Here is a 25772-nt window from a genome sequence, read left to right as displayed (position 1 = left end):
GATTCCCTTCGGGGTCCCGGGTGCCGGGGGTGGTGGCTGATCCGAGAACGACGCTAGGTGTCCGGCCCGTACCGGCGCATCGGCCGACCGGCCACGCTCACGGTCCGACCGGCCACAGTCGGCGTCCGACCGGCAACCCTCCCTAAACTTCCCTAAGAGTGTCAGTGAAGTGTTAGTTTAAGTGCCGATAGGGAAGAGAGGCTGGCGGCGTTGGCACAGCGGTACTACTCGGTGGACCAGGTGGCGGAGCTGCTGGACCTGCACGTACGAACGGTGCGCGGCTACGTACGGGACGGCCGGCTGAAGGCGGCCCGGATCGGCAAGCAGTACCGGATCGCGCGCGAGGACCTGGAGGCGTTCACCGGCCATCCGGCGCCCGCTTCCGCGCCCTCGGCCGGCCGGGGCGGGCGGCATGCCGAGGCATCCGTCGTCGTACGGATCGACGAGATCGGACCCGAGGCGACCATCCGTCTGACGAACACGGTCATGGCCGCCATCGCGCACGGGGGCGGCCAGGACGGCGGGGAACGTCTGCGCGTCGAGACCGTCTACGACGAGGAACGGGCCGTGCTGAAGGTCATCATCCTGGGCGGCCTGGACAGCACGGCCGAACTGCTCAAGATCGTCAACGCCCTGACCGAGCAACCGGAATGAGCCGGAAATGAACCGGAGTGAACCGGAGTGAACCGGAGTGAAACAGAATGAACAGGAAGCCGGAATGATCGAAGAACCGGACAGAAGCGACCCCGCCGAAGCCCCCCAGGCCCTCCGTCACCTTCACGGCGTACCCGTCTTCCTCTGTGCTCCCGACGGTGATCCGGTGCGCGGCGAGCGCGAGGCGCTCGACCTCATCGGTGACGCGTTCCACCTCGGCGCCACCTGGGTCGTCATCCCGGCCGGCCGGTTCGAGGACGCCTTCTTCGAGCTGCGCACCCGCGTCGCCGGTGACATCGTCCAGAAGTTCGCCAACTACCGGCTGCGCCTCGCCGTCGTCGGCGATATCGCGCGGCACACGGCCGACAGCGCCGCGCTGCGGGACTTCGTCCGGGAGAGCAACCGTGGCACACAGCTCTGGTTCGTCCCCGACATGGAGACCCTGAGCGCCCGCCTCGGCCCGTAACGCCCTCCTCGGCCCCCCCGCCCCGTACCACCCGCCTCGATCCGTCAGCGCCGCTCAGACGGCGTGACCCCCGCCCGGCGCGGACGGTGGTCTGCGCAGCAGCCACTGCCCGAACGTCCGGCGTGGGGGCCGCACCACGACCCGGCCGAAGCTCTTGTCGCCGACCAGCTCCACCCGCAGCGTGACCGGCGTACCAGGGGCCCGGGTCTGCCGGATCCTGATCCTGCTGTGCTCCAGCCGCAGGGCATCGGCGTCGACCACGATGCCCGGCGTCGTCACCAGCGTCAGGTTCTTGCCCCGCATGGCCACGTCGATCCGCACGGTGTCCTGCGTGATCACCGCCTGAGTGAAGTCGAGCGTCACGTCGCACCACTCCGCCGCGAGCTCCAGCCGTCGTGGCACCACCCACTGCCCGGCGCGTTCGACCGCGCTGAACCGCTGCTCGATCCGGAGTACGTCCTTGACCTCCGCCACGGCCGCGCCGGTCGAGGCCGATACGGACGGCAGATCGGTGGTGAGCGCGGCGAGTTCGCCCAGGGTCCGCGCCGACAGGGCGGCCTCCAGGCGCTCGTCCAGCTCGTCCGAGGTCAGCCGGCCGTCTCCCGCCGCGATGCGCAGCACGTCCACCACGCGGTCCCGGTCCGCGTGCGAGGCGCGCAGCTCGGGCGGCGAGCCGGGGCCGGAGCCCTTCCCGGTGGGCGAGATCTCCTGCGACATGCTTCCGTCCTGGTCCGTCGAAAGGTCTTCGCGTGCGGGGCTTCGCGTGCGGGGCTTCGTCTGTGGGGCTTCGTCTGTGGGGGCGGCTTCGCGTGATGCGGCCGGCGGCGCGGCCGGAGCACTAACGCTATATCGCGACATGGGTCGCGGCCAACCCCTGTCGAGGCCGTGGCCTCCGGCCGCGGCACTCGGTCGCTCGTGCCGCGTTGCCCGTGGCGCCCGGCCGCGAAAGGCGTCGCGGGCCGTAAAAGACGACAGAAGATGTCCGGTATCCCGTGTTGGCTGGACGCATGACATTCACCTGGGCCGATTTCGTCTCGGCGGAGCCGCGCTTCGCCGAGACCGTTCAGCGCCGATTCGAGACACACGTCCACCATGTCCTCGCCACCCTCCGCAAGGACGGCTCCCCGCGTGTGACGGGGCTCGAAGTAACCTTCAGATTCGGGGAGTTGTGGCTCGGCATGATGCCGAATTCGCTCAAGGCGCTCGATCTGGCGCGCGACCCGCGCTTCGCCCTGCACGCGAATCCGGGCGAGGGCAGCGAGATGGCGGACGGCGACGCGAAAATCGCCGGACGGGCGGTCGAGATCACGGACGAGGAGACGCTCGTCCGGTTCGCGGCGGAGGTGGAACCTCCACTTCCGTTCCATCTCTTCCGGGTGGATCTCGGTGAGGTGGTGTGGACCGGGCTCGACGGTGACGACCTGGTCATGCGGATCTGGCGGCCGGACCGGCCGCTGCGCACCGTACGGCGCGGGGGCGGCGAGGGTCCGCCCCGCGAGGATCAGGGGTGATCGCAAGGGTGATCGTCGCGCGGGCGCCGGGGCGTGCTAGGCTGACAGCGTTGCAGTTTTGGTACCCATGAACTTTATGTGCGCCTGACGGGAATGTTCCTCAGGCGCATTATTGTTTTTGCCGGCTTCTCCGGATGGGGCTCAATGCGGCGACGAGGAATCCGTAAAGTGCGGATTTCCGGCTCTGCACCTGTTTTAGGAGAATGACATGGCTACTGGCACCGTGAAGTGGTTCAACTCGGAAAAGGGCTTCGGCTTCATTGAGCAGGACGGCGGCGGCGCCGACGTCTTCGCCCACTACTCGAACATCGCCACCCAGGGCTTCCGTGAGCTCCAGGAGGGCCAGAAGGTCTCGTTCGACGTCACGCAGGGCCAGAAGGGCCCGCAGGCGGAGAACATCGTCCCGGCCTAATTTCCGGACGTGTACCTCGCAGCCGGGGCCCGCACCGTGCAGGTGCGGGTCCCGGCTCGCGCTGTTCTCAGGCCCAGGAAGGCTTTTTCCCGAATGACTCGATCCGAACGCCCGGCTCGCGCTGCCCGCCCCGCCGGCAAGCGCCCGGTGAACTCCCGCGCGAAGGCGCCCGCGAAGGGCTCGGCGAGGCCCGCCGCCCGCCGCCCCGCCGCGCGCCCGCAGGAGTTCACGCTGCCGGAGACCCTGACCCCCGCGCTGCCCGCCGTCGAGGCGTTCGACGAGCTGGACATGCCCGCAGGGCTGCTCAAGACGCTCACCGCCCAGGGCGTGACCACCCCGTTCCCCATCCAGGGAGCGACGCTTCCCAACTCCCTCGCGGGCCGCGACATTCTGGGCCGCGGCCGTACCGGCTCCGGCAAGACCCTCGCCTTCGGGCTGGCGCTGCTCGCCCGTACGGCCGGCCGGCGTGCCGAACCGCGCGCCCCGCTCGCGCTGGTGCTCGTTCCCACGCGTGAGCTGGCGCAGCAGGTGACCGACGCGCTGACCCCGTACGCCACCGCCGTCAATCTGAAGCTGACGACGGTCGTCGGCGGGCTCTCGATCAGCAAGCAGGCGGGGTCGCTGCGGCGTGGCGCCGAGGTGCTCGTCGCGACCCCGGGCCGGCTGAAGGACCTGATCGAGCGCGGCGACTGCCGGCTCGACCAGGTGTCGATCACCGTGCTCGACGAGGCCGACCAGATGGCCGACATGGGCTTCATGCCGCAGGTCACCGCGCTGCTCAAGCAGGTCGAGCCGGACGGGCAGCGGATGCTGTTCTCGGCGACGCTGGACAAGAACATCGACCGGCTCGTACGGCAGTACCTGACGGACCCGGTCGTGCACTCCGTCGACCCGTCGCAGGGCGCGGTCACGACGATGGAGCACCATGTGCTCTACGTCCTGGACGAGACGGACAAGAAGGAGGTCACCACGCGGATCGCGGCGCGTGACGGCCGTGTGCTGCTCTTCCTGGACACCAAGCGGTCGGTTGACCGGCTGGTCAAGCGGCTTCTGGCGAGCGGCGTACGGGCCTCGGGGCTGCACGGCGGCCGTTCGCAGCCGCAGCGCAACCGGACGCTGGAACAGTTCAAGAACGGACTGGTCACCTGCCTCGTCGCGACGAACGTCGCGGCCCGCGGCATCCACGTCGACGATCTCGACCTGGTCGTGAACGTGGACCCGCCGGTCGACCACAAGGACTATCTGCACCGCGGCGGACGCACCGCGAGGGCGGGTGAGTCCGGCAGTGTCGTGACGCTCGTACTGCCCGAGCAGCGGCGCGAGATGACCCGGCTGATGTCGGACGCGGGGATCGCTCCCCGGTCCGCGCGGATCAAGTCCACGGACGAGGAACTGGCGACGCTCACCGGCGCGCGGGTGCCCTCCGGGGTGGCCGTCACCATCGAGGTGCCGCAGCAGCCGGCCCAGGCCAAGCCGAAGACGCGCGCGTCCCGTCCGGCCAGGAAGAACACCGGCGGGGGCGCGGGCGGCGGCACGGCCGCCGGCTCGGGCGCCGGGGGCGGCTCGGCCCGCTCGGGCGCCGGGGGCGGTGCGGCCCGTCTCGGCGGTGCCACGCGTGGCAGCCGTGGCAGCCGGGGGCGGCGCGGCCGTCCCGACCGCGGCGCCGAGGGTGGCCGCCGCACCGCCGCCTGACCTGACGCGGAGGCACGCGGGACGCTCGGCGGGCCCGCTTACGACGAGGTCCACGTACGAAGAACGGAAGCCCGGTACCGCGCTCGGCGCGCCGCCGGGCTTCCGCGCGTCCGGGCCCGTGCGGGGTGTACGGAGTGCTACGGAGACGGGTTGGTTGGTTAACTTCCCGGAAACTCCACACAGTTGGCATTGACGTGTACGCGTCTACGCGCGTCATCATGGGGCCATGCGAATTCCCCCACGGATCGCCACCCTCGGTGGCATCGCCGCTCTGGTCTCGACCCTCCTCGTCGGCGGAGTCACCGCCACCGCCACCGCGGCCCCCTCCGCGGTCGGCAGCATCTGCTACTCCAGGCTGCCTGTTCAGGCCCACGACACCCTCAACCTCATCGACCGGGGCGGGCCGTACCCGTACCCGCAGGACGGTGGCGTCTTCCAGAACCGGGAAGGCATCCTGCCGAGCCAGTCGAACGGCTACTACCACGAGTACACCGTCAAGACGCCCGGCTCCTCGACCCGCGGCGCGCGCCGCATCGTCACGGGCAACCGGAACAACGAGGACTACTACACCGCCGACCACTACGCGTCGTTCTCCCTCGTCAACTACAGCTGCTGACCGGCCGTCGACCGGAACCGGAAGGTAACCTCCGTCCCATGACGGTGACATATGTGATCGACGGGGCGGAGGTCACCGGCCTCGAACGCTTCTGGCAGGTGATCGGCGCGGCCGTGAACGGGCCGGGCGGGTACTTCGGGAGCAATCTCGACGCGCTCGCCGACTGCCTGCACGGCGGGTACGGAACGCCGGACGACGGCGACTTCGTCATCGAATGGCGCCGGCACGAACTCTCGCGCCGCGCACTCGGCCAGGAGGAGACCGTGCGTACGCTCCAGCGGCGGCTGGAGCGTACGCACCCCGACAACAGGGCAGCCGTCCAGGCGCGGCTGGACACTGTACGGGCGGGCGGCGGCCCGACCGTCTTCGATGAACTGGTGCGACTGATCGAGGAAGAGGCGCCCGGGGTGCTCCGGCTCCTCTGACGCCGGCTTCTCCGGCTCCGGGCCGTCCGGCCGCGATTCATCTCGCTCCGGGCCGTCCGGCTCCGGTCCTTCCGACTCCGGCTTCCCCGGTCGTTCTCAGCGGCGGCGCGGGAGCGTCCGCTCCAGACGCCGTCGCTCCGGGCCGTGCGGTACGTACCGCACGGCCTCCACCGCTGTCCTGCGCGCGTATCCCTCCGGGTCCCCGTCGCCGAGGATCCGGGCCAGCGCCCCGACCGCGCGCGGATCGCGGCGGACCGCCAGCGCCTTGGCCGACTCGGCCGCCGTGTGCGCGTCCGGGTCGTCCAGCCGGGCCGCCAGCGCCTCGCGCAGCTCGGGCGTGTCCGCGTCCAGGCCCGCCAGCGCCACGACCGCGCGGTGTCTGACCGACGCGTCCGCGTCCCTGCTCAGCAGCGTCAGCGCCCATGCCGCGTCGTGGTCGTCGCCCGGTACGAGCCCGGTCAGCGCGAGAGCCGCCCGGCGCCGTACCCCGGCGTCCTGATGGCCGGTGTGGCGCAGGATCTCGGGGAGCGCGGCCGGGTCGCCGTACTGGCCGAGCGCCACCACGACCGCGCGGACCAGCTCGGGCTCCTCGGCCCGCCGGGACAGGTCGCGCAGCAGGGGCACCGCGCGGGCGGCGAACGGACTCTCTCCGTCCGCCGCGCCCAGCCGCGCCAGCACATCGGCGGCGAAGGCCCGCCGCAGCGGCTCGTCGGCCGCGCACCACGCGGCGGCGGCCTGGAACGTCTCCTCGTCACCGCGCCGCCACAGCGCGGACACCGACTCCGTCCAGTCGTCCCTGCCGGGGTCCCCGCGGCGCAGCGCCCGCGCCGCCAGCTCTTCGTACGGCGTCGGAATGCCCAGCTCCGCTTCGAGTATCGTCGCGACGGCCGCGTGCCCTGTCTGCTGCTCGCGGCCGGCCACCGGCTCGCCGTCCCTGAGCAGTTCGACGACGACGGTCTCCGAGCCGTCCTCCGCGATCCGGCGCACCACCGTCTCGTAACCGCCGCCGTACGCGCTCAGCAGCCCGGTCCGCAGCTCCTGTTCCACATCGCGGGTGAGCCAGCGCCGCGCCTCGGCGAGCGCCGCGTCGCGCGTCCGCGCGTACACGCCGTCGGGCGCGCCCGCGCCGTAGCGCAGCAGGACCCGTACGGCGGGCGCGGAACCTCGGCGGGCGGCGAGCAGCAGCGGCGGCTCGCCGCCGGGGCCCGGCAGATCGGGGTCGGCGCCGTACTCCAGCAGCGCTTCGACCGTGTCCGCGAAGCCCTGCACGACCGCCCAGGCGATCGCGGTGAAGCCGAAATCCTCGCGGCCGTCGGGCGGGGCACCGGCGGCGAGCAGCGCGCGGACGACCTCGGTGTGCCCGCCGCAGGCCGCCCCGCACAGCGGCAGGTCCCCGCCGTCCCGGCCGCCGGCCCTGCGGGGGTCGGCGCCCGCCGTGAGCAGCAGGCGTACGAGCCCCGGTTCGTCGCTGACCGCCGCGCGGTAGAGGATCGTTTCGCCGTCCCCGTCGGTCGACTCGGCGGAGACACCGGCGCGGAGCAGCCGTACCACCGAGTCGTCGGCGCCACCGCCCACCGCCGCGAACAGTTCGTCGACGCCCGTGCCCGCTGTCGGCTCATTCGTCATGCTTCGACCCTACGTTCGCGCGGGATCCGCCGTCGCCCGGGATACCCGGCGGCCCGGAACCGGGGCCCGGGATCCGGTGGCAGGGGGGCGCGGAGACGGCGCCCGTCCGCTCAGGTGTCGCAGTCCAGCACGCTCGCGCACAGTCCGCACCGCGCCCGCACCCGGCCGCGGACCGGCACCCGGACGCGTTGCAGGCACGTGGGGCAGGGGAACGAGACACGCAGCCCGTCCGCCAGATGCTCGAAGGCGTACGGCGCGTACGGCGCGACGGGGGCGGCCGCGGCGCCCGGGTTGTCCAGCGCGTAGCGGCGGTCCTTGGCGTAGCGGTGCCGGCCCGACCAGCCGGCGGTGGTCAGCGGCGGCTGCTGCTCGTCACGCAGCGACTGCGCCCGGCCTTTCGTATACGACGTGTAGCCCTGCGGGCTGGTGAACCAGATCCGCGGGTCCTCGTCGAAGACGAGCGCGCGCTTGGCCAGGACGTAACCGAACTCCTCGGGGGTGAGATAGCCGAGTTTCTGGCTGGAATCGCGGTCTTCGCGGTAGGCGTCCAGAAGGAGCCAGCCCGCGCCCAGGTAGGTCGTCGCGGTGTCGGTGAGGATCTCGTTGTCGTGGGTGCCGGGGAAGGTGAGACCGAGGCGATGCAGCAGGACATGGGTGATCTCGTGGGCGAGCGCGGCGCCGATGTCCCTGCGGTGGGTACGGAAGCGGTTGTTCAGCTCGATGAAGTACTCAGGACCCGCGGTCAGCTCGACATTCGCCGCCTGCTCCATGTCGCGGAAGCTCACGATCACGCGCGCGTCCGGCAGCCGCAGCTGCTGGACCAGGGCGTGGGCCACGCGCTGGGTGCCCAGATAGAGATCGTCCACGTCGGAGAAGGCCACATCGGCCGGGGCGACGCTGGCGGCGTACGCGCGGATTCCGGCGGCCGAGAGCCGCCGGTAGAGCGCCGTGATGGCCGCGCGCGCCGTGTCGAGGTGCGGATAGCCGTGCTGGACCTCGCCGCCGTTCGTCACGTCCGTACCCCCTGCGTCCCGCGGTCCCGCGTCCGAGTCCTCCGGCGCGGGACGGCCGAGCCCGCTCGCGTCAACTCTACGTGGACACGCCGGGCGCCGGAGGGGCGCGCCCGGCGGGTGCGTCCGATCAGCGGACGGCGCGTCTGACGGGCGGACGGCGCGTCTGATCGGTGGACGGCGCGTCCGGTCAGGGAACGCGCCGTCCGGTCGGCAGACAGTGGCCGATGTGTGACCCTGTCGCGTGGCTGAAAGCAGGTTCTTGTGGCGTGGCTTATCCCCTCCGCATAATCCGGATCACGCCTTCTTGTCGGGCCCATGTCAGCGCCTCGCAACGCGCGTTGATCCAAGCCCGCCTTGAGCGCGAATCCCTCAAGCCCCCCATGAAAGGCAGACCGTTGAGCATTCTGGGTGTCCTCAAGAGAACCGCCGCCGCCGGCGCGGTCGTGCTCGCCGCCATCAGCCTCCAGCCGTCCTCCGCTTCCGCCGCGCCCGCGCCGGTCGCGCCCAAGACCCAGGCCGCGGCGCCGCTCGCACCTCCCGTCGTCGGCGGCACCCGCGCCGCCCAGGGCGAATTCCCCTTCATGGTCCGGCTCTCCATGGGCTGTGGTGGCGCGCTGTACTCGCCGACCGTCGTGCTGACCGCCGCGCACTGTGTGAGCGGATCCGGCAACAACACCAGCATCACCGCCACCGCCGGTGTCGTCGACCTCCAGAGCGCCAGCGCCATCAAGGTCAAGTCCACCAAGGTGCTCCAGGCCCCCGGCTACAACGGCGCGGGCAAGGACTGGGCGCTGATCAAGCTCGCCGCGCCCATCAACCTGCCGACCCTGAAGATCGCCACCACCACGCAGTACAACACCGGCAACTTCACCGTCGCCGGCTGGGGTGCGGCCACCGAGGGCGGCGCCCAGCAGCGCTACCTCCTCAAGGCCACCGTCCCGTTCGTCTCCGACGCCAGCTGCAACTCGTCGTACGGCGGCGAGATCATAACGGGCGAGGAGATCTGCGCCGGGTTCCCCCAGGGCGGCACGGACACCTGCCAGGGCGACTCGGGCGGTCCGATGTTCCGCAAGGACAACGCCGGAGCCTTCATCCAGGTCGGCATCGTGAGCTGGGGCAACGGCTGCGCCCGGCCCAACTACCCCGGTGTCTACACCGAGGTCTCGACCTTCGCCTCCCAGATCGCCTCGGCCGCGTCGACTCTCTGACGTGACGTCGTAGGACCTCGGGGCGGGGCGGATCGCCGGACGCGTTAGTCCAACATCTGCCCCGCCTTTGTCCATGGGCGCGCTCGCACCTCCCGACGGAGATTGACGTGCACGGATCCCCGCATCCGTATGTCGAATCCGTGAACGAAGAGGAGCGAGCGTGTACGTCAACGCAGCAGACCGAGGCCCCCGCCGCAGAACCGTCGTCGCCGCCACCGCACTCGCGGGCGCCGGCGTCGCTCTCGGCGCCTCCCCCAGCCTGGCTTCCGGCCCGTCGTCCGCCGGCGGGGCGCGGGAGACCGTGCTGCGCTCCCGGGAACTGGAGGTACGGGTCGACAGCGGCTTCCCGCGCGTCGTCTCGTACACCGACCGGGCGACCGGCGCCCTGCTGTACGGGCAGCGCGACGCGGTCACCTCCGTACGGATCGACGGTACGGACCACACCCCGGCGGTCCGCACCCGGAACGGGCGCAAGGGGAGCGGCCGGATCGCGTACACCCTCGCCTTCGACGGCGGCACCGAGATCGACGTCGAGATCGCGGTCTCCGGATGGCGCGTCGACTGGCGGGTCACCCGGATCGCCGACACCCCGGCCCTGCGCGTCGGCACCCTCGAACTGCCCGGACTGGCGCTGCTGTCCGTACGCTCCGACCAGCCCGGCGCCGTACTGCTCACCGCGCGTATCGAACTGGACAAGGCCACGAGCGGCGACACACTGACCGCGATCACCGCCGGCACCCCGGAACGCGCCCCGGCGGGCTGTGCCTACGCCGTCGTCGTGCACGACCGGCTCGGCGGCGCCGTCGAGACCAACACCGTCTACGACCGGCCCGCCGACACGCCGGGCGCCGCCTGGGACAACGGCCGGCTGTGGCATCGCGTCGTCCGCGCCGACGACGGCGTGACGGAAGGACGGCTGCGGTGCGGGCAGTGGACCCACCGCGCGGCGAACTCCCCGGTGGAGGCCACGGAACCGCTGCCGTACGCCACGGTCATCGTCACCGGGACACGTGACGACGCGGGCGCGGGCGCGGCCGGCCGCGCCGTCGACTGGCAGGACGCGGCCGCCGCCTTCCGCGACATCATGGTCAGCCCGCTCGGCGCCGAGCGGCAGCATCTGCGGGTCGTCCCGCACATCCCGTTCAACTTCGCCAGCCAGGCCACCAACCCGTTCCTCGCCACCCTCGACCAGGTCAAGCGGATCTCGCTGGCCACGGCCGGGCTGCGGCAGTACACCCTGCTCAAGGGCTATCAGTCGGAGGGCCACGACTCGGCGCACCCCGACTACGCGGGCAACTACAACCGGCGCGCCGGCGGCCTCGACGACCTCAACACCCTGGTCAGGGAGGGCAGGAAGTGGCAGTGCGACTTCGGGGTGCACGTCAACGCCACCGAGTCCTACCCCGTCGCCCACGCCTTCTCCGAGACGCTCGTCGACAAGAACGACGCGCAGTGGGACTGGCTCGACCAGAGCTACCGCATCGACGCCCGCCGCGATCTCGTCTCCGGTGACATCATCAAGCGCTTCCAGGACCTGCGCGACCAGGCCGACCCCGCGCTGAACACCCTCTACATCGACGTCTTCAAGGAGTCCGGCTGGAACTCCGACCGGCTCCAGCGCGCGCTGCGCGAACAGGGCTGGCAGATCACCACCGAATACGGCCACGGCCTGGAGCGCTCGTCGCTCTGGACGCACTGGGCGACCGAGACCGACTACGGCTCCGCCGACACCTCGCGGGGCATCAACTCCCAGCTGATCCGGTTCATCCGCAACCACCAGAAGGACGTCTTCGCCGACAAGTGGCCCACGCTGCTCGGCATCCCGCGGATGGGCGGCTTCGAAGGCTGGGTCGGAAAGACCGACTGGACGGCCTTCTACCGGCTGATCTGGACCCACTCCCTCGCCGCGAAGTACCTCCAGGCGTATCCGATCGCGCGCTGGACCGAGCACGAGATCCGTCTCTCGGGACCGACGCGGACGGTCGTGTCCGACGCGGACGGCACCCGCCGCATCACGACCGACGGGCGGGTCGTGTACGAGGGCGGACGCTATCTGCTGCCCTGGGAACCGCGCCGGGCGACCGACCCGGACAAGCTCTACCACTACAACCCGGAGGGCGGCGGCAGCGATTGGCGGCTGCCGCGCGGCTGGGCGGGGCTGTCGGAAGTGGCCCTCTACCGGCTCACCGACCAGGGCCGGGTCCATGTGCGCGACGTGCCGGTACGCGGCGGCCGGGTCACGCTCGACGCCGAGGCGGGACAGCCGTACGTGCTGTACCGGAGCCGGGCCGGGCGCAAACCCGCGGACCCGGACTGGGGCCAGGCCACCCCGCTGCACGACCCGGGCTTCCACTCCGGCTCACTGGACGGCTGGACGGTCAGCGGCCCGGCGACCGTGGAACGCAGCGCCCTCGGCGACTACGAACTGGTGATCGGCGCGGGCGCGCGGGCGGCGGTCGGCCAGCGGCTTGAGCGGCTCGCGCCCGGCACGTACGCGGCGTCCGTGCAGGTCGAGGTCGGTGAGACGGCCGGGCTCCGGCGCCGGGCCGCCCTGGAGGTCCGTACCGCCGACGGCGTCACGGCCGCGAACTGGACCGACGCCTCCACCGCGGCGAACTACGTCGCCGCCGACCGCAAGCACGGCACCCGCTTCCAGCGGATGTTCACCCACTTCACCGTGCCGGAGGGCGGCGGCCAGGTCCGGCTCACGCTGCGGGCGGCGGCGGGCGACGCGCGGGTGCGGTTCGACAACGTACGGATCGTCCGCGCGCGGCCGACCGTCAAGCCGGGCACGCTGGCCTTCGAGGACTTCCAGAACGTGCCGCAGGGCTGGGGCGTCTTCGTGAAGGGCGACGCGGGCGCCGTCACCGACCCGCGTACGCATATCGCCCAGCGGCACGCGCCGTTCACCCAGCGGGGCTGGAACGGCAAGGCGATCGACGACGTCATCGACGGCACCGAATCGCTCAAGTCGCGCGGCGAGAACGGGGGAGTGGTCTACCGGACCGTCCAGCACACCGTCCGCTTCGAGCCGGGGCGGCGCTACCGGGTCTCGTTCCGGTACGAGAACGAGAAAGCGGGCCAGTACGCCTGGGTCACGGCCGTGGACGAGCCGGCGGCGCGGGAGCTGACGCGCGAGGAACTGCCCGTCGCGACCGAACCGACCGTGCTGAGCTACGAGTTCACCGCGCCGCAGCGGGGCGAGGCGTGGGTGGGGCTGCGCAAGACGGGCGACGACAGGAAGGCGGAGTTCGTACTCGACGCGTTCGAGGTGCGGGAGGCGTAGGGAGCGCGGAAGGGGCCGGTCCCGGACAGTCTCGCCGGGACCGGCCCCTCGCCGTCTCGTGCGCGTCGCCGTCTCGTACGCCTCGCCGTCTCGTGCGCGTCGTACGTGGCTTGTACGCGTCTCGTATCTCGTACGCGGCTAGTACGCCGCGAGCTGTACGTACGGGGCGCCCGCGGCCTCCAGCTCCAGCACCCACACCTCGTTGCCGCCCTCGCGCAGCACCGGGCCCGGCACATACAGCGACTCCTGCGGGCCCCGCGACCAGTAGCGGCCCAGGCAGTGGCCGTTCACCCAGACGAAGCCACGGGTCCAGGAGGGGAGCGTGAGCCGGGCGTCGCCCGCGCCCGCGACCTCGAAGGCGGCGCGGTAGAGCCCACGCCCCGCGTCGGGCCCCCGTCCCGCCTCGCCGCCGGGTGCGCGGAACGGGACCGTCGCCACCGCCCGCGGGTCGTCGAAGGCGTCGAGACGCAGCCCCCGGGCCCGTACCCCGTGCAGATACTGCCGTTCGTGCAGCACCCCGCCCGTGATGCCCTTGGACTCGCCGAGCCGCCGCCCGTAGTTGACCCGGCCCAGCGACTCGACCCAGATCTCGACGGACGCGGGCCCGGCCACCGGCTTCGCCAGCGCCGAGGTCTCGCCGTCGAGCACCTCCGCGCGCACCCCGTCCACGTACACCACGGCCAGATCGCGCAGCCCGGCCAGGGTGAGCGTCCGGGGCGTCCGGGGGCCCGGGACCTCCAGCCGGTAGCGCACCAGACCCCGGTCCACCCCCAGCTCCTCGAAGGTGGGCGGCAGCGCCGTCTCCGACTCCGGTCCGCCGAGGCGCTCCACGACCTCGTCCAGCGGCGCCCACGCGGTGAACTCCGCGCGGACGGGACCGGCCAGGGCGGGCGGCGGCTGCGGCGGTTCGGGCAGCGGGCCGCTCCCGTACTCCGCCAGCACCTCGCGGAACCGCCAGAACTTCTCCGTCGGCCGGCCCGCCTCGTCGACCGGCGCGTCGTAGTCGTACGAGGTGACGTCCGGGGAGAGCGCGCCGTCGGCCAGCTCGCCGGTCCGGTTGGCGCCCGCCCAGCCCGCGATGTTCGTACCGCCGTGCGCCATGTACACATTGACCGAGGCGCCGGACTCCAGGATCTCGCGCAGCGCGCCCGCCGCGTCCGCCGGATCGCGTACGACATGCTCACCGCCCCAGTGGTCGAACCAGCCGCACCAGAACTCCATGCACATCAGCGGCCCTTCGGGGCGGTGCCCGCGCAGGGTCTCGAAGGCGGCGCGGGCACCCGAGCCGAAGTTGACCGTCGCCGCCAGCCCGGGGACCGAACCGCCGGTGAGCATATGGTCCTCGGGGCCGTCCGAGGTGACCAGCGGTACGGAGATCCCGCAGGCGCGGGTCAGCTCGGTCAGCCGGGCCAGATACACCTGGTCGGAGCCGTAACTCCCGTACTCGTTCTCGACCTGCACCATGATCACAGGACCGCCCCGGCCGAGCTGGCGCTCGGCGACCTGGGGGAGCAGCTCGCGGTACCACCGCTCCACACGCGCCAGATACGCGGCGTCCCTGGTCCGCACCCGCGCGCCCAGCGGACCGGTCAGCCAGTGCGGCAGCCCGCCGTTGTCCCACTCGGCGCAGATGTACGGGCCCGGCCGCACGATCGCCCACAGCCCCGCCTCGCGCACGGCGTCCAGGAACCGGCCGAGCGCGGCCACGTCGTGGTAGCGGCCGGGCTCCGGCTCGTGCAGATTCCACGGGACGTACGTCTCGACGCAGTTGAGGCCCATCGCGCGCAGCATCCCGAGCCGGTGGTCCCACAGCTCCTCATGGACCCGGAAGTAGTGCAGCGCCCCGGAAAGCAGCCGCACCGGCCGTCCGTCCAGCAGAAAGTCCTCGTCCCCCACCATGAACTCAGCCACCGACTCAGTCACCGTCCCCGCTCTCCCGTCCCGCGTTCGTCGTGTCTTCTTCGTGTGTTCTTCGTCCGGTTTCCGGACCGCGATCCACCCTCTCCCTCTGGCGGCGGCACGGTCCATGGACAAAGATCACCTCTGGTTGGACGCATGGGACGCCCGCCCGGGGCGCCACCGGACGACCGCACGACCGCACGACCGCACGACCGCACGACCGGGCGAACGGACCGACGGACTGGTGAGGTGGGAGCGGATGTATCACACCTGGATGCGGTACTTCACCCCTGGCCCGGTCCACCACCGGCTCGGGCTCGTCTGCCTCGGCGTCGGGCTCCAGCACGGCCGCCTGCCGACGGTCGGACCACGCACCCTCGACCACCATGTGGCCGTGGTGATCAGCGCGGGCAGCGGCTGGTTCCGCGCGGCCGACGGGCGGCGCACCCCCGTCACCGCGCCCGCGCTGCTCTGGCTGACCCCCGGCACCGCCCACCACTACGGGTCCGACGAGGAGCACGGCTGGGACGAGAGCTTCGTCGACTTCACCGGTCCCGCCACCGCCACGTACACGGAGCTGGGCTATATCGAGCCGGCCCGGCCCGTCGTACCTCTCTCCGACGTGACGGGCGCGCGGGCGGCCATCGCGCGTATCGCCCGCGCCGCCCGCCGGGGCAATCCACTGCTCGAAGTGGAGACCGGCGCCGCCGTCCACGAACTGCTCGTCGCGCTGCGCCGCGCCCGCGCCGACACCGACGCCGAGGGCGACCCGGTCCTCAAGGCCCTGGCCCGCGACGCCTGCCGGACGCTCTCGGTCGCCGAGCACGCGGCCCGTCACGGCATGACCCCCGCCGAACTGCGCACGGCCGTACGCAGGGCCGCCGGGTGCAGCCCCAAGGACTATCTGCTGGGCATCCGCCTCGGCCGCGCCAAAGAACTGCTCGCCGGGACGGAACTGCCCATCGGGGCGGTCGCCCGGCGCGTCGGGTACGACGACCCGGCCTATTTCTCCCGGCTGTTCACCCGCCGTGTCGGTATCCCGCCCATCCGCTTCCGCGAGCGGCAGGGGCGCGCCGTACCCGGCGGCTGGAGCAACGAGATCCCGCATCCTGATCACCCGCCGACCATCGCGCCGCGCTCCTCTACGCTGCTGGACCATGACCACGAGTGACCCCGGTACCGACCACACCGAGACGGACCACACCGGCACGGACCACACCGGCACGGACCACACCGGCACGGCCGGCCCAGGAACCGACGGAACCGACGGAACCGGCCGGCCCGGCATCGACGAGGAGGTGCGGGCCGAGCTGAACCGCCTCCGCGAGTCCATCGACAACATCGACGCGGCCGTCGTCCATATGCTCGCCGAGCGCTTCAAATGCACCCAGCAGGTCGGCGTACTCAAAGCCCGGCACCGGCTGCCGGCCGCCGACCCGGCCCGCGAGGCCCGCCAGATCACCCGGCTCAGGGAACTCGCCGAGAGCGCCAGACTGGACCCGACCTTCGCCGAGAAGCTCCTCAACTTCATCATCGCCGAAGTGATCAGACACCACGAGACGATCGCGGGCGAGGCGCGCGGCGACACCGGCTGACGGCCCCCGCCGCACGTGCGCTCAGAGCGCAATGAACCGTGATGCGCCGCTCGCGGCACATCGGGCAGCATGGCCCCCATGTCCGTACTGACGCGCGACGAAGCGCAGACCCGAGCCCAGTTCCTCGACGTCCACCGGTACACGATCGCACTCGATCTGACCACCGGCGAGGACACCTTCGACTCCCGCACCGTCCTCACCTTCACGGCGCGGGCCGCCGGAGACACGTTCGTCGAACTCAAGCCCGCCACCCTGCGCTCCGTCACTCTCGACGGCCGGCCCCTGGACCCCGCCGCGCTCGTCGAGAACCGGCTCCCGCTCACCGGCCTGACCGCCGGGAAGCACGAGCTGCGCGTCGACGCCGCGATGCGGTACTCCCGTACCGGCGAGGGCATGCACCGGTTCACCGACCCCGCCGACGGCGAGACCTACGTCTACACCCAGCTGTTCATGAACGACGTCCAGCGGGTCTTCGCGGCCTTCGACCAGCCCGACCTCAAAGCCGTCTTCGAGCTGACCGTCACCGCGCCCGACGACTGGACCGTCCTCGGCAACGGCGTCGCCACCCGGACCGAAGGACGCCACTGGACGGTCGCCGCCACCCCGCTGATCTCCACCTATCTCGTCGCGGTCGCCGCCGGGCCCTGGCACTCCGTACGCACCGAACACGCCGGACTGCCCTTCGGCATCCACTGCCGGCGCTCCCTCGCGCCCCACCTCGACGCCGACGCCGACGAGATCCTCGACGTCACCCGCGCCTGCTACGACCGGTACCACGAGAAGTTCACCGAGCCGTACCCCTTCGACTCGTACGACCAGGCGTTCGTCCCCGAGTTCAACGCGGGCGCCATGGAGAACCCCGGACTCGTCACCTTCCGCGACGAGTTCGTCTACCGCTCCGCCGTCACCGACACCGAACGCCAGACCCGCGCCATGGTCATCGCCCACGAGATGGCCCACATGTGGTTCGGCGACCTCGTCACCCTCGCCTGGTGGGACGACATCTGGCTGAACGAGTCCTTCGCCGAGTACATGGGCTACCAGACCCTCACCGAAACCGACCGCTTCACCGACACCTGGGTCGACTTCGGCATCAGCCGCAAATCCTGGGGATACGACGCCGACCAGCGGCCCTCCACCCACCCCGTCGCCCCCGACCCCGACGCCGTCCCCGACACCGCCTCAGCGCTGCTCAACTTCGACGGCATCTCCTACGCCAAGGGCGCCTCCGCACTGCGCCAGCTCGTCGCCTGGCTCGGCGAGAAGGACTTCCTCGCCGGCATCAACACCCACTTCGCCCGGCACAGATTCGCCAACGCCACCCTCGCCGACTTCATCGACTCCCTCGCCCACACCACCGACCGCGACGTACACGCCTGGGCCGAGCGGTGGCTGCGCACCACCGGCGTCGACACGCTCACCCCCCGGATCTCCGGCACCGACACCGGCTGGACCCTCGATGTCGTACGCGACGGGAGCCGCCCGCACCACATCACCGCCGGCGCGTACGACCTCGATCCCGCCGACCCGGCCCGGCTGACCCGGCGCGACCTCCTCGCACTCGACCTGCCGCTGACCGCGCCCGTCACCGCGCCCGGCCGCCGCCCCGCCCTCGTCGTCCTCAACGACGGCGACCTGACCTACGCCAAGGTCCGGCTCGACGCCGCGTCCTGGGACACCGCCCTGCGCGCCCTGTCCGGCATCCCCGACCCGCTGACCCGCGCCGTCATCTGGAACGCCGCCCGCGACATGGTCCGCGACGGCGACCTCGCCGCCACCGCCTACCTGGACGCCGCCCGCGCCCAGCTGCCGCGCGAGACGGACCTCGCACTCGTCCAGGGCGTCCTGGCCTTCGCCGCCGCCCAGATCACCGACCGCTATCTGGCCGCCACGGACCGCCCGGCCGCGCTCGCCACCCTCACCGCGATCTCCCGCGACCTGATCCGCCGCACGGAGGACGGCGAGAACCCCGGGCTGCGCCTCACCGCCGTACGCCACTTCATCGACGCCGCCACCCAGCCCGACGCCCTCCAGGAGTGGCTGGAATCCGGCGGTGTCCCCGGCGGTCCCGAGCTCGACCCCGAACTCCGCTGGCGCGTCCTCACCCGGCTCGCCGTCCTCGGCGCCGTCGACCCCGCAGCCATCGACGCCGAACTGGCCCGCGACCCCAGCGCCACCGGCCAGGAAGGCGCGGCCCGCTGCCACGCCGCGCTGCCCGACCCCGGTGCCAAGGCCCGCGCCTGGGCCCGTCTCTTCGAGTCGGACGACCTCTCCAACTACCTCTTCACCGCCACCGCCCAGGGTTTCTGGCAGCCCGAACAGGCCACGCTGGTACGGGAGTACGTACCCCGCTACTACACCGACGCCGTCGCACTCGCCGACCGGCGAGGGCCCGCCATCGCCGAAGCGGCGGGCCGCTACGCCTTCCCGCTGTACGCGGTCGACGAGGAGTCGCTGCGCCTCGGCCGGAAGTGCCTGGACGGCGCGGAGATGATCCCGGCGCTGCGCCGCAAACTCGTCGACCAGCTCGACGACCTGCACCGGGCGCTGCGGGTCCGTACCGCCTCCTGACCCTCCGGCTCCACCCGGCCGGCCACCCGGCCGGCCACCCGGCCGGCCACCCGGCCGGCCACCCGGTCGGCCACCCGGCCGCCGGCGCCGGGCCAGGACCGGTGCTGAATCCGCCCGTGATCCGGCGTACGCCTACACGCTCACACGCGTCGCGCACGCCGGATCCACGAGCGTTTTCAGCCGACTTCGCGCGTCCTTCGCCGGGCGCCAATACCCCTCGCGGGCGGGCTCGTTGTGCTCCGTAGGCACCACCTCCGACCCCCGGACCTCCGGGTGCCCGACTCGTGGAAGGCAGCACCCGCCGATGATCGCCCAGCCAACCGACCTCAACCAGCCCTGCGACCTGGTGGGTGTCGGCATCGGCCCGTTCAATCTCTCCCTGGCCGCCCTCGCCGACGGAATCCGCGGCGGACTCGCCACCACCTTCTTCGACCAGAACCCGTTCTTCCGCTGGCACCCCGGCCTGCTCATCGACGGCGCCAGCCTCCAGGTCCCGTTCCTCGCCGACCTGGTCACCCTCGCCAACCCCGCCAGCCCCTGGTCCTTCCTCAGCTACCTCCGGGCCCGCGACCGGCTCTTCCCCTTCTACTTCGCCGAGCGCTTCCACATCCAGCGCGCCGAGTACGACGCGTACTGCCGCTGGGTCAGCGAGCAGCTCCCCGGACTCCACTTCGGCCATCAGGTCGACGCCGTCCGCTGGAACCCCGAACGCGACCTGTTCGAGATCGACTTCACCCAGCTCGACCAGGACGGCGAGGCCGAAGCACTCGGCCGCGCCCACGCCCGCCACATCGCCCTCGGCATCGGCACCGAGCCGTACATCCCCGAGCCGCTCAAACCGCTCGTCGAGACCCCCGCCGCGCCGGTCATCCACTCGGCCGACTATCTCGACCACCGCGACCGGCTGCTCGCCGCGGGACACGTCACCGTCATCGGATCAGGACAGTCCGGCGCGGAGATCTTCCTCGACCTGCTGCGCGCCAGGCCCACCGGAGCCGAGAAGATCCACTGGCTGGCCCGGACCGAGGCCTTCGCGCCCATGGAGTACTCCAAGCTCGGCCTGGAGCACTTCACCCCCGACTACACCCGCTACTTCCACGCCCTGCCCGAGCACGTACGCGACGACCTGATCCCCCGGCAGTGGCAGCTCCACAAGGGCATCGACGCCGCCACCATCGCCGCCATCCACGACGAGCTGTACCGGCGCACCCTGCACGGCGGCTGGCCCGACGCCGTCCTCACCCCCGGCGTCTCCGTCCGCACAGCGGGGCGCGTCGCCACGACGAAGATCGAACTCCATCTGGAACACGCCCAGCAGGCATCCAGGTCCCGGCTCACCACCGACGCCGTCGTCCTCGCCACCGGCTACCGGGAGCGCCCCCTCGACCGGATCCTCGCCGGACTCGACCCGTACATGCGCCGGGACAGCTCGGGGCGCCCCCGGATCGACCAGTACCACCGGATCACCCTGGACCCCGGAGTCACCGGCTCCGTCTACGTCCAGAACGGCGAACGGCACACCCACGGCGTCGGCGCGCCCGACCTCGGGCTCGCGGCCTGGCGCAGTGCCACCATCCTCAACCACCTCACCGGCAAGGAGTCCTACCACCTCCCCCGGCGCACCGCGTTCACCAGCTTCGGACTCGACGGACGGGACCGGACCCGCACGGTGCCCGCACCGAGGGGTCTGGTCCCGCTCACCGAAGTACGCTGACGGAAGCCGCCGCCGCGCGCGGTCAGAAGACCGGCGTGCCGTCCCGCGTCAGCTTCCAGTCCACCGAGGCGAACGCCGCCGGGTCGACCGTGCCCGTCGACTGCACCCACCCGATGATCGTGTTGCGGATCTCGTCCGAATTGGCCCACAGCTGCTGCGCGGCGGCCACATGCGGGAAGTTCCCGCCGCCGCTCGCCCGGTAGTTGTTGACCGCCAGCACGAACTTCGCCGCCGGGTCCAGATCCTTGCCCTCGAACCTGAGGTTCACGATCCGCGACCCGGCCGGCTTCGCTATGTCGATCTCGTACGTCAGACCGGACACCACGTCGTAGTTGTAGTCCGGCGTGTTGCCGGCGTTCGTCAGCTTCGACGTGTCCACCGGCGCACCCGCCGCCGTCTGCACGTAGTACCGCGCCGAGAACTCCAGATACGCCTTGAGCTGCGCGCCGGTCAGCAGCCGCGCCTCCATCGTGTTCTCGAACGGGTACAGCCCCGCAGCGTCCTTGATGGTCACATCGCCGGCCGGGATGGCCGCCGTACGCGAGAAGCACGACGCCTGCGACAGCACCGGCAGCGCCGCCCACTCGCCGCCCGCCAGCGCCGCCTTCACCGTCACCGTCTGGACGTGATTGATCAGATCGATGATCGGCTCGTCCTTCCACGGCGCGTCGACCGTGGACATGGCGGCCGTGGACGTACCGATCACCTGGTTGACATACGACACGACCTTGCGGTGCTCATCGGAGAGCAGCCGGGTGATCTTCTTGTCCTCGGGGACCGTATTGGAGTTGAGGACCCGCGAGCCGACCTTCTCGACCGTCCAGGAGCCCCGCTCCCACACCAGGTCGAAATCGAAGAGCGTCAGCCGCTGGCCCCACTTGAGCGGCTCGGACAGGACGACGTCCTTGCCCGTCTTCTTGTTGACCACCCGGCGCTCCGGGATCTCGGCGTGCGCGTGGCCGACCAGGATCGCGTCGATCCCCGGCACCTGCTCGGCCACCAGCGTCGCGGCGTTCTCCACGTACGGCACCTGATCGCCGTACGACGACGTCCCGCTCGTACCGGAGTGCGCGGAGACGATGACGACATCCGCGCCCATCGAACGCAGCTTCGGCACCCACTTCGCGGCCTGCTCCTCCAGACCCGGGAACGTCATCTTGCCCTGCACGTTCGCCTTGTCCCAGATCGCGATGCCAGGGTTCGTCAGCCCGAGGATCGCCACCCGTACATCACGGCCGTGCGGCGTCCGCAGCTTCTTGATCACATACGGCGCGAAAGCCGGCTTCAGCGTCTTCGCGTCCAGTGCGTTGGCACCGAGCAGCGGGAAATCACACTGCTCCTCGAACTTACGCAGCACGGGAATGCCGTAATTGAACTCATGGTTGCCGAGCGCCGCCGCGTCATAGCCGATCGCGTTCATCGCCTGCGCCATCGGATGCACCGGACCGCGCTTCGCGGTGATCGGGTCGATCTTGGCGTAGTAGTACGACAACTGGGTGCCCTGAATGGTGTCACCCGCGTCGATCAGCAGTGTGTTGTGGCGGCCCTTCTCCTCGCGGATCCGGTCGACCAGCGTGGAGATCTTCGCCAGCCCGACGTCATTGTGCGCGGAGTCGTCGAACTCCTTGTCGGTGAAGTAGTCCCAGTTGAAGACATTGCCATGCAGATCGGTGGTCCCCAGCACGGTGAACGAGTACCGCTTGCGCGGACGTCCAGCGACGGGACCATGAGCGTGGCCGGTGGCCTCCGCCGGGACCGTCGCCCCGCCCACCAGCGCCACACCCGCGCCGGCGACAGCCGAACTGCCCAGGAACGTCCTACGGTTCAGCGGCATTTCCTTCTCTTCTCCCTCGAACTGTTTCTCTCTGGCACGTTGCAACAACGCGCGTAGATTCTGGCCCAAACGAGACGTCGGCAACACCCCCACAGGGTTTCGATCAGATGACCGCCGGTTGTCGTACGGCGTTACAGCACCCGGCTGTCGTACCCGGATGCGAGAGTGGAGACGTGGCCGTGCGGCCGCAGTCGCAGTCGTAGCCGCGGTCGCAGCCGCGGTCGCAGCCGTCCAACGAGGGAGCCGCCCGTGACCACCGCCGACGCACCGACCCCCGCCGCGCCCTACGGCACGCCCGAGACACCGAGGGTCGCCGTCCGCGGCGAAGCACGGCTGGAGGTCGACCCGGAGATCGCCAGAATCGGCATCGCGGTCAGCGCGCGCGGCACCGACCGGCGTACCGCCCTCGACGACCTCACCCGCCGCAACGGAGACGTCCTCGCACTCGTCAAGTCCTACGGCGACGCCGTCGAGAAGCTGGAGACCGGAGCGTTCTCCATCAGCCCCGAACTCACCAAGCACGGCCGCGCCGAACGCATCCGCGCGTACCACGGCCGGGTCCATCTCACCGCCGAACTGTCCGACTTCACCGCTCTGGGTGAACTCACCACGCGCCTCGCCGACCTCGAACTGACCCAGGTAAGCGGCCCCTGGTGGGCCCTGCGCCCCGACTCGCCGGCCCACGGCGACGCCCGGCGCCAGGCCGTACGGGAAGCCGTCCAGCGCGCCCGCGAATACGCCGAGGCCCTCGGCGCCCGGCTCGCCGCCCTGGTCGAGCTGGCGGACCTCGGCGCGGAGAACACCGCCGCGTACGGAGTACCGCCCGCGCCCGGCGGCCTGCGCAGCCGCAGCGGCTACGGGGGCGCGGAATCCGCCGAGGCGGCGCCCGTCCTCGACCTCGAACCACAGCGCCAGACCGTCTACGCGCAGGTGAACGCGCGCTTCACGATGACCCCGCCCGATCTGGCGCCAAATTAAGCCGATGTAATGCTCATAGGAGCGGCACCCCGCCCATTCAACACTTGTCAATAACCTTTCACGCAAAGGTTGTTGGGTAGTCATGCATCACCAATTCCCTACCGGTCGGTAAGCCCTAGGCTCGATATATGCGCAGAGCAAAGATCGTCTGTACCCTGGGGCCCGCCACCGACTCGTACGACCAGATCAAGGCGCTGGTCGAAGCCGGAATGGACGTCGCCCGACTCAACCTCAGCCACGGCACCTACGCCGAGCACGAGGAGCGCTACCAGCGCGTACGGGAAGCCGCGGAAGAAGTCGGCCGCAGCGTCGGAATCCTCGCCGACCTTCAAGGCCCGAAGATCCGCCTCGGCCGGTTCCGCGAAGGCCCGGTACTCCTTGAACGCGGCGACGAATTCACCATCACCGTCGAACCCCTCGAAGGCGACCGGCACACCTGCGGCACCACCTACGAAGGACTCGCCGCCGACGTCACCACCGGGGAGCGCATCCTCGTGGACGACGGCAAAGTCACCCTTGAGGTCACCTCCGTCGAAGGACCCCGCGTCCACACCCTCGTCATCGAGGGCGGCATGGTCTCCGACAACAAGGGCCTCAACCTCCCCGGCGTGGCCGTCTCCGTCCCCGCGCTCTCGGACAAGGACGTCGAGGACCTGCGCTGGGCGCTGCGCGTCGGCGCCGACGCCATCGCGCTCTCCTTCGTACGCAGCGGGGACGACATCAACGACGTCCACCGCGTCATGGACGAGGAGCGCCGCCGGATCCCCGTCATCGCCAAGGTGGAGAAGCCGCAGGCCGTCGAGAACATCGACAGCATCGTCGCCGCCTTCGACGGCATCATGGTCGCGCGCGGCGACCTCGGCGTCGAAATGCCCCTGGAACAGGTGCCGATCGTCCAGAAGCGCGCCATCAAACTGGCCAGACGCAACGCCAAGCCGGTCATCGTCGCCACCCAGATGCTTGACTCGATGATCGACAACTCCCGCCCCACCCGCGCCGAGGCCTCCGACGTCGCCAACGCGGTGATCGACGGCACGGACGCGGTGATGCTCTCGGGCGAGACCAGCGTCGGCAAATACCCCATCGAGACGGTCAAGACCATGGGCCGCATCGTCGAGGCCGCCGAGGAAGACCTCCTCGCCAAGGGCCTCCCCCCGATCACGGAGAGCAGCAAGCCCCGCACCCAGGGCGGCGCGGTGGCCCGCGCGGCGGCCGAGATGGGCGACTTCCTGGGCGCGAAGTTCCTGGTCGCCTTCACCCAGTCCGGCGACACGGTCAAGCGCCTCTCCCGCTACCGCTCCCCGATCCCGCTGCTCGCCTTCACCCCGGACCCGGCCACGCGCGCCCAGCTGAACCTCACCTGGGGCGTGGAAGCCTTCCTCGGCCCGCACGTCGACTCGACGGACGCGATGGTCGCCCAGGTGGACGACCAGCTCCTGAAGATCGGCCGCTGCGACAAGGGCGACATCGTCGTCATCACGGCGGGCTCGCCGCCGGGGGTCGCCGGTTCCACGAACCTGGTGCGCGTCCACCACATCGGCGAGGACGACAGCCCGAAGTAGCCGGAGCCCGGGGCTCAGTACGTGGGTCCGATGCGCGCGTCCATGAGGGCGACGGACGCGCGCTTGGCGATGGAGATGTTCTGGACGCTACGGCGCTGGTTGGCCGGCTTCCATTCGACGCCGACCGCGTCGAGGGTGTCGGTGAAGAGCCGCAGGATGTCGGCGGAGGCATTGGAGAAGAAGTAGCGCGGGTACTCGTACCGCTTGCGTTCGCCGCCGATGATCTTCTCGGTCCAGTTGGTGATGCGGCAGCCGTCGGAGTGGATCAGGCCGCGTATGAACTCCCATGGGTGTGCGTCGACGATGTCCTGCTGCCAGGCCACGAGTTCGATCTTCCGCTCGTGCTTCTTGCCAGGGCCGTGCTGGGGGAACAGGCAGGGAAGGTGCTTGAAGTAGACCTTGATGTTCTGGCGGCCTTCGCGCCGCTGACGGCAGATGGCGTTGTCCGGGAACACAGCCTTCAGGGCTGCTTCTGCCGTGTCCTGTAATCCCGGCCATGCGTCGTCCATGGTGACCAGCAGGCTGGGGACCCTGTGCTTCGCGTAGTGGCTGATGTGGCCGTCGCCGAGGTACAGCCCCAGCAGGTACGAATAAGCGACTCTGTCGAGCGGGCGGTCATCGCAGATCGGGCAGAGCAGGGAACGGCGTGGCGCCACGGGCTCCTGGCGCTTCCTACGGTCTTCGTGGCGCCACCAACCGCGGTTTCATGG

At 71.0% G+C, this 25772-nt stretch carries 21 protein-coding genes; 15 read left to right on the top strand and 6 right to left on the bottom strand.

The window, feature by feature from the left end; genetic code table 11:
* The first annotated feature begins 210 nt into the window (after positions 1–210).
* A complete protein-coding gene (locus ACZ7LS_RS00395; protein WP_385132286.1) occupies positions 211–654 on the top strand; it encodes a helix-turn-helix domain-containing protein in 444 nt (147 codons plus the stop codon).
* Positions 655–718: 64 nt separating this feature from the next.
* A complete protein-coding gene (locus ACZ7LS_RS00390) occupies positions 719–1120 on the top strand; it encodes a DUF4180 domain-containing protein (RefSeq protein ID WP_382525427.1) in 402 nt (133 codons plus the stop codon).
* 54 nt (positions 1121–1174) lie between these two features.
* Here the strand turns inward: ACZ7LS_RS00390 and ACZ7LS_RS00385 are convergent, their stop codons facing one another.
* Positions 1175–1837, bottom strand: coding sequence for a DUF1707 SHOCT-like domain-containing protein (locus ACZ7LS_RS00385; RefSeq protein ID WP_385132283.1), 663 nt, complete (start codon positions 1835–1837; stop codon positions 1175–1177).
* Between the two features lie 290 nt (positions 1838–2127).
* Here ACZ7LS_RS00385 and ACZ7LS_RS00380 point away from each other — a divergent pair, with 290 nt between their 5' ends.
* The 5 genes from ACZ7LS_RS00380 to ACZ7LS_RS00360 all read left to right on the top strand — a co-directional run bounded on the left by ACZ7LS_RS00380 (position 2128) and on the right by ACZ7LS_RS00360 (position 5776).
* Positions 2128–2631 (top strand): pyridoxamine 5'-phosphate oxidase family protein, encoded by a 504-nt coding sequence (locus tag ACZ7LS_RS00380; RefSeq protein WP_382525423.1) that lies wholly within the window; start codon positions 2128–2130, stop codon positions 2629–2631.
* A 208-nt stretch (positions 2632–2839) separates the two neighbouring features.
* The gene (locus ACZ7LS_RS00375) at positions 2840–3043 is read left to right on the top strand and encodes a cold-shock protein (protein WP_015607926.1); all 204 of its coding nucleotides are present in this window, start codon (positions 2840–2842) and stop codon (positions 3041–3043) included.
* A gap of 93 nt (positions 3044–3136) precedes the next feature.
* A complete protein-coding gene (locus ACZ7LS_RS00370; protein WP_385132280.1) occupies positions 3137–4735 on the top strand; it encodes a DEAD/DEAH box helicase in 1599 nt (532 codons plus the stop codon).
* A gap of 226 nt (positions 4736–4961) precedes the next feature.
* Positions 4962–5351 (top strand): guanyl-specific ribonuclease, encoded by a 390-nt coding sequence (locus ACZ7LS_RS00365; RefSeq protein ID WP_382525419.1) that lies wholly within the window; start codon positions 4962–4964, stop codon positions 5349–5351.
* 38 nt (positions 5352–5389) lie between these two features.
* A complete protein-coding gene (locus ACZ7LS_RS00360) occupies positions 5390–5776 on the top strand; it encodes a barstar family protein (protein WP_385132277.1) in 387 nt (128 codons plus the stop codon).
* A 96-nt stretch (positions 5777–5872) separates the two neighbouring features.
* Here ACZ7LS_RS00360 and ACZ7LS_RS00355 read toward each other — a convergent pair whose 3' ends face one another.
* Positions 5873–7402 (bottom strand): ankyrin repeat domain-containing protein, encoded by a 1530-nt coding sequence (locus ACZ7LS_RS00355; protein ID WP_385132274.1) that lies wholly within the window; start codon positions 7400–7402, stop codon positions 5873–5875.
* 110 nt (positions 7403–7512) lie between these two features.
* Positions 7513–8415: a hypothetical protein gene (locus ACZ7LS_RS00350; protein ID WP_385132271.1), complete on the bottom strand. Its 903-nt coding sequence runs from the start codon at positions 8413–8415 to the stop codon at positions 7513–7515.
* Between the two features lie 380 nt (positions 8416–8795).
* On the opposite strand from ACZ7LS_RS00350, the gene ACZ7LS_RS00345 reads away from it, so the two are divergent.
* Both ACZ7LS_RS00345 and ACZ7LS_RS00340 read left to right on the top strand, forming a co-directional pair.
* On the top strand, positions 8796–9623 hold the full coding sequence (locus ACZ7LS_RS00345; RefSeq protein WP_382525412.1) for a S1 family peptidase: 828 nt from the start codon (positions 8796–8798) through the stop codon (positions 9621–9623).
* Between the two features lie 160 nt (positions 9624–9783).
* Positions 9784–12909, top strand: coding sequence for an endo-alpha-N-acetylgalactosaminidase family protein (locus tag ACZ7LS_RS00340; protein WP_385132268.1), 3126 nt, complete (start codon positions 9784–9786; stop codon positions 12907–12909).
* A gap of 138 nt (positions 12910–13047) precedes the next feature.
* Here ACZ7LS_RS00340 and ACZ7LS_RS00335 read toward each other — a convergent pair whose 3' ends face one another.
* A complete protein-coding gene (locus ACZ7LS_RS00335; RefSeq protein ID WP_385132398.1) occupies positions 13048–14820 on the bottom strand; it encodes a glycoside hydrolase family 35 protein in 1773 nt (590 codons plus the stop codon).
* 247 nt (positions 14821–15067) lie between these two features.
* Here ACZ7LS_RS00335 and ACZ7LS_RS00330 point away from each other — a divergent pair, with 247 nt between their 5' ends.
* The 4 genes from ACZ7LS_RS00330 (at position 15068) to ACZ7LS_RS00315 (ending at position 20688) form a co-directional block, all read left to right on the top strand.
* Positions 15068–15979 (top strand): helix-turn-helix transcriptional regulator, encoded by a 912-nt coding sequence (locus tag ACZ7LS_RS00330; protein WP_382525408.1) that lies wholly within the window; start codon positions 15068–15070, stop codon positions 15977–15979.
* Positions 15966–16403, top strand: a complete 438-nt coding sequence (locus ACZ7LS_RS00325; protein ID WP_385132264.1) for a chorismate mutase — start codon at positions 15966–15968, stop codon at positions 16401–16403. Before ACZ7LS_RS00330 ends, ACZ7LS_RS00325 begins: the two co-directional genes overlap by 14 nt.
* A gap of 78 nt (positions 16404–16481) precedes the next feature.
* The gene (gene pepN / locus ACZ7LS_RS00320; RefSeq protein WP_385132261.1) at positions 16482–18974 is read left to right on the top strand and encodes an aminopeptidase N; all 2493 of its coding nucleotides are present in this window, start codon (positions 16482–16484) and stop codon (positions 18972–18974) included.
* Between the two features lie 304 nt (positions 18975–19278).
* Positions 19279–20688 (top strand): lysine N(6)-hydroxylase/L-ornithine N(5)-oxygenase family protein, encoded by a 1410-nt coding sequence (locus ACZ7LS_RS00315; protein WP_385132258.1) that lies wholly within the window; start codon positions 19279–19281, stop codon positions 20686–20688.
* Positions 20689–20710: 22 nt separating this feature from the next.
* Here ACZ7LS_RS00315 and ACZ7LS_RS00310 read toward each other — a convergent pair whose 3' ends face one another.
* Positions 20711–22522, bottom strand: a complete 1812-nt coding sequence (locus ACZ7LS_RS00310) for a 5'-nucleotidase C-terminal domain-containing protein (protein ID WP_382525401.1) — start codon at positions 22520–22522, stop codon at positions 20711–20713.
* Between the two features lie 249 nt (positions 22523–22771).
* Between ACZ7LS_RS00310 and ACZ7LS_RS00305 the strand changes: the two genes are divergently transcribed.
* Together ACZ7LS_RS00305 and pyk are read left to right on the top strand one after the other, a co-directional pair.
* Positions 22772–23500: an SIMPL domain-containing protein gene (locus tag ACZ7LS_RS00305; RefSeq protein WP_382525399.1), complete on the top strand. Its 729-nt coding sequence runs from the start codon at positions 22772–22774 to the stop codon at positions 23498–23500.
* Positions 23501–23628: 128 nt separating this feature from the next.
* Positions 23629–25062 carry a pyruvate kinase gene (gene pyk, locus ACZ7LS_RS00300; protein WP_382525397.1) on the top strand — a complete coding sequence of 478 codons (1434 nt, stop codon included), beginning with the start codon at positions 23629–23631 and terminating at the stop codon, positions 25060–25062.
* 14 nt (positions 25063–25076) lie between these two features.
* On the opposite strand, the gene ACZ7LS_RS00295 is transcribed toward pyk, so the two are convergent.
* Positions 25077–25718 (bottom strand): helix-turn-helix domain-containing protein, encoded by a 642-nt coding sequence (locus ACZ7LS_RS00295; protein WP_382875576.1) that lies wholly within the window; start codon positions 25716–25718, stop codon positions 25077–25079.
* Positions 25719–25772 lie beyond the last annotated feature (54 nt).

This window comes from Streptomyces sp. NPDC039430, assembly GCF_055639435.1.
The sequence above is the reverse complement of the archived record's forward strand: the minus strand, read 5'-3'. Positions and strand labels throughout refer to the sequence as shown.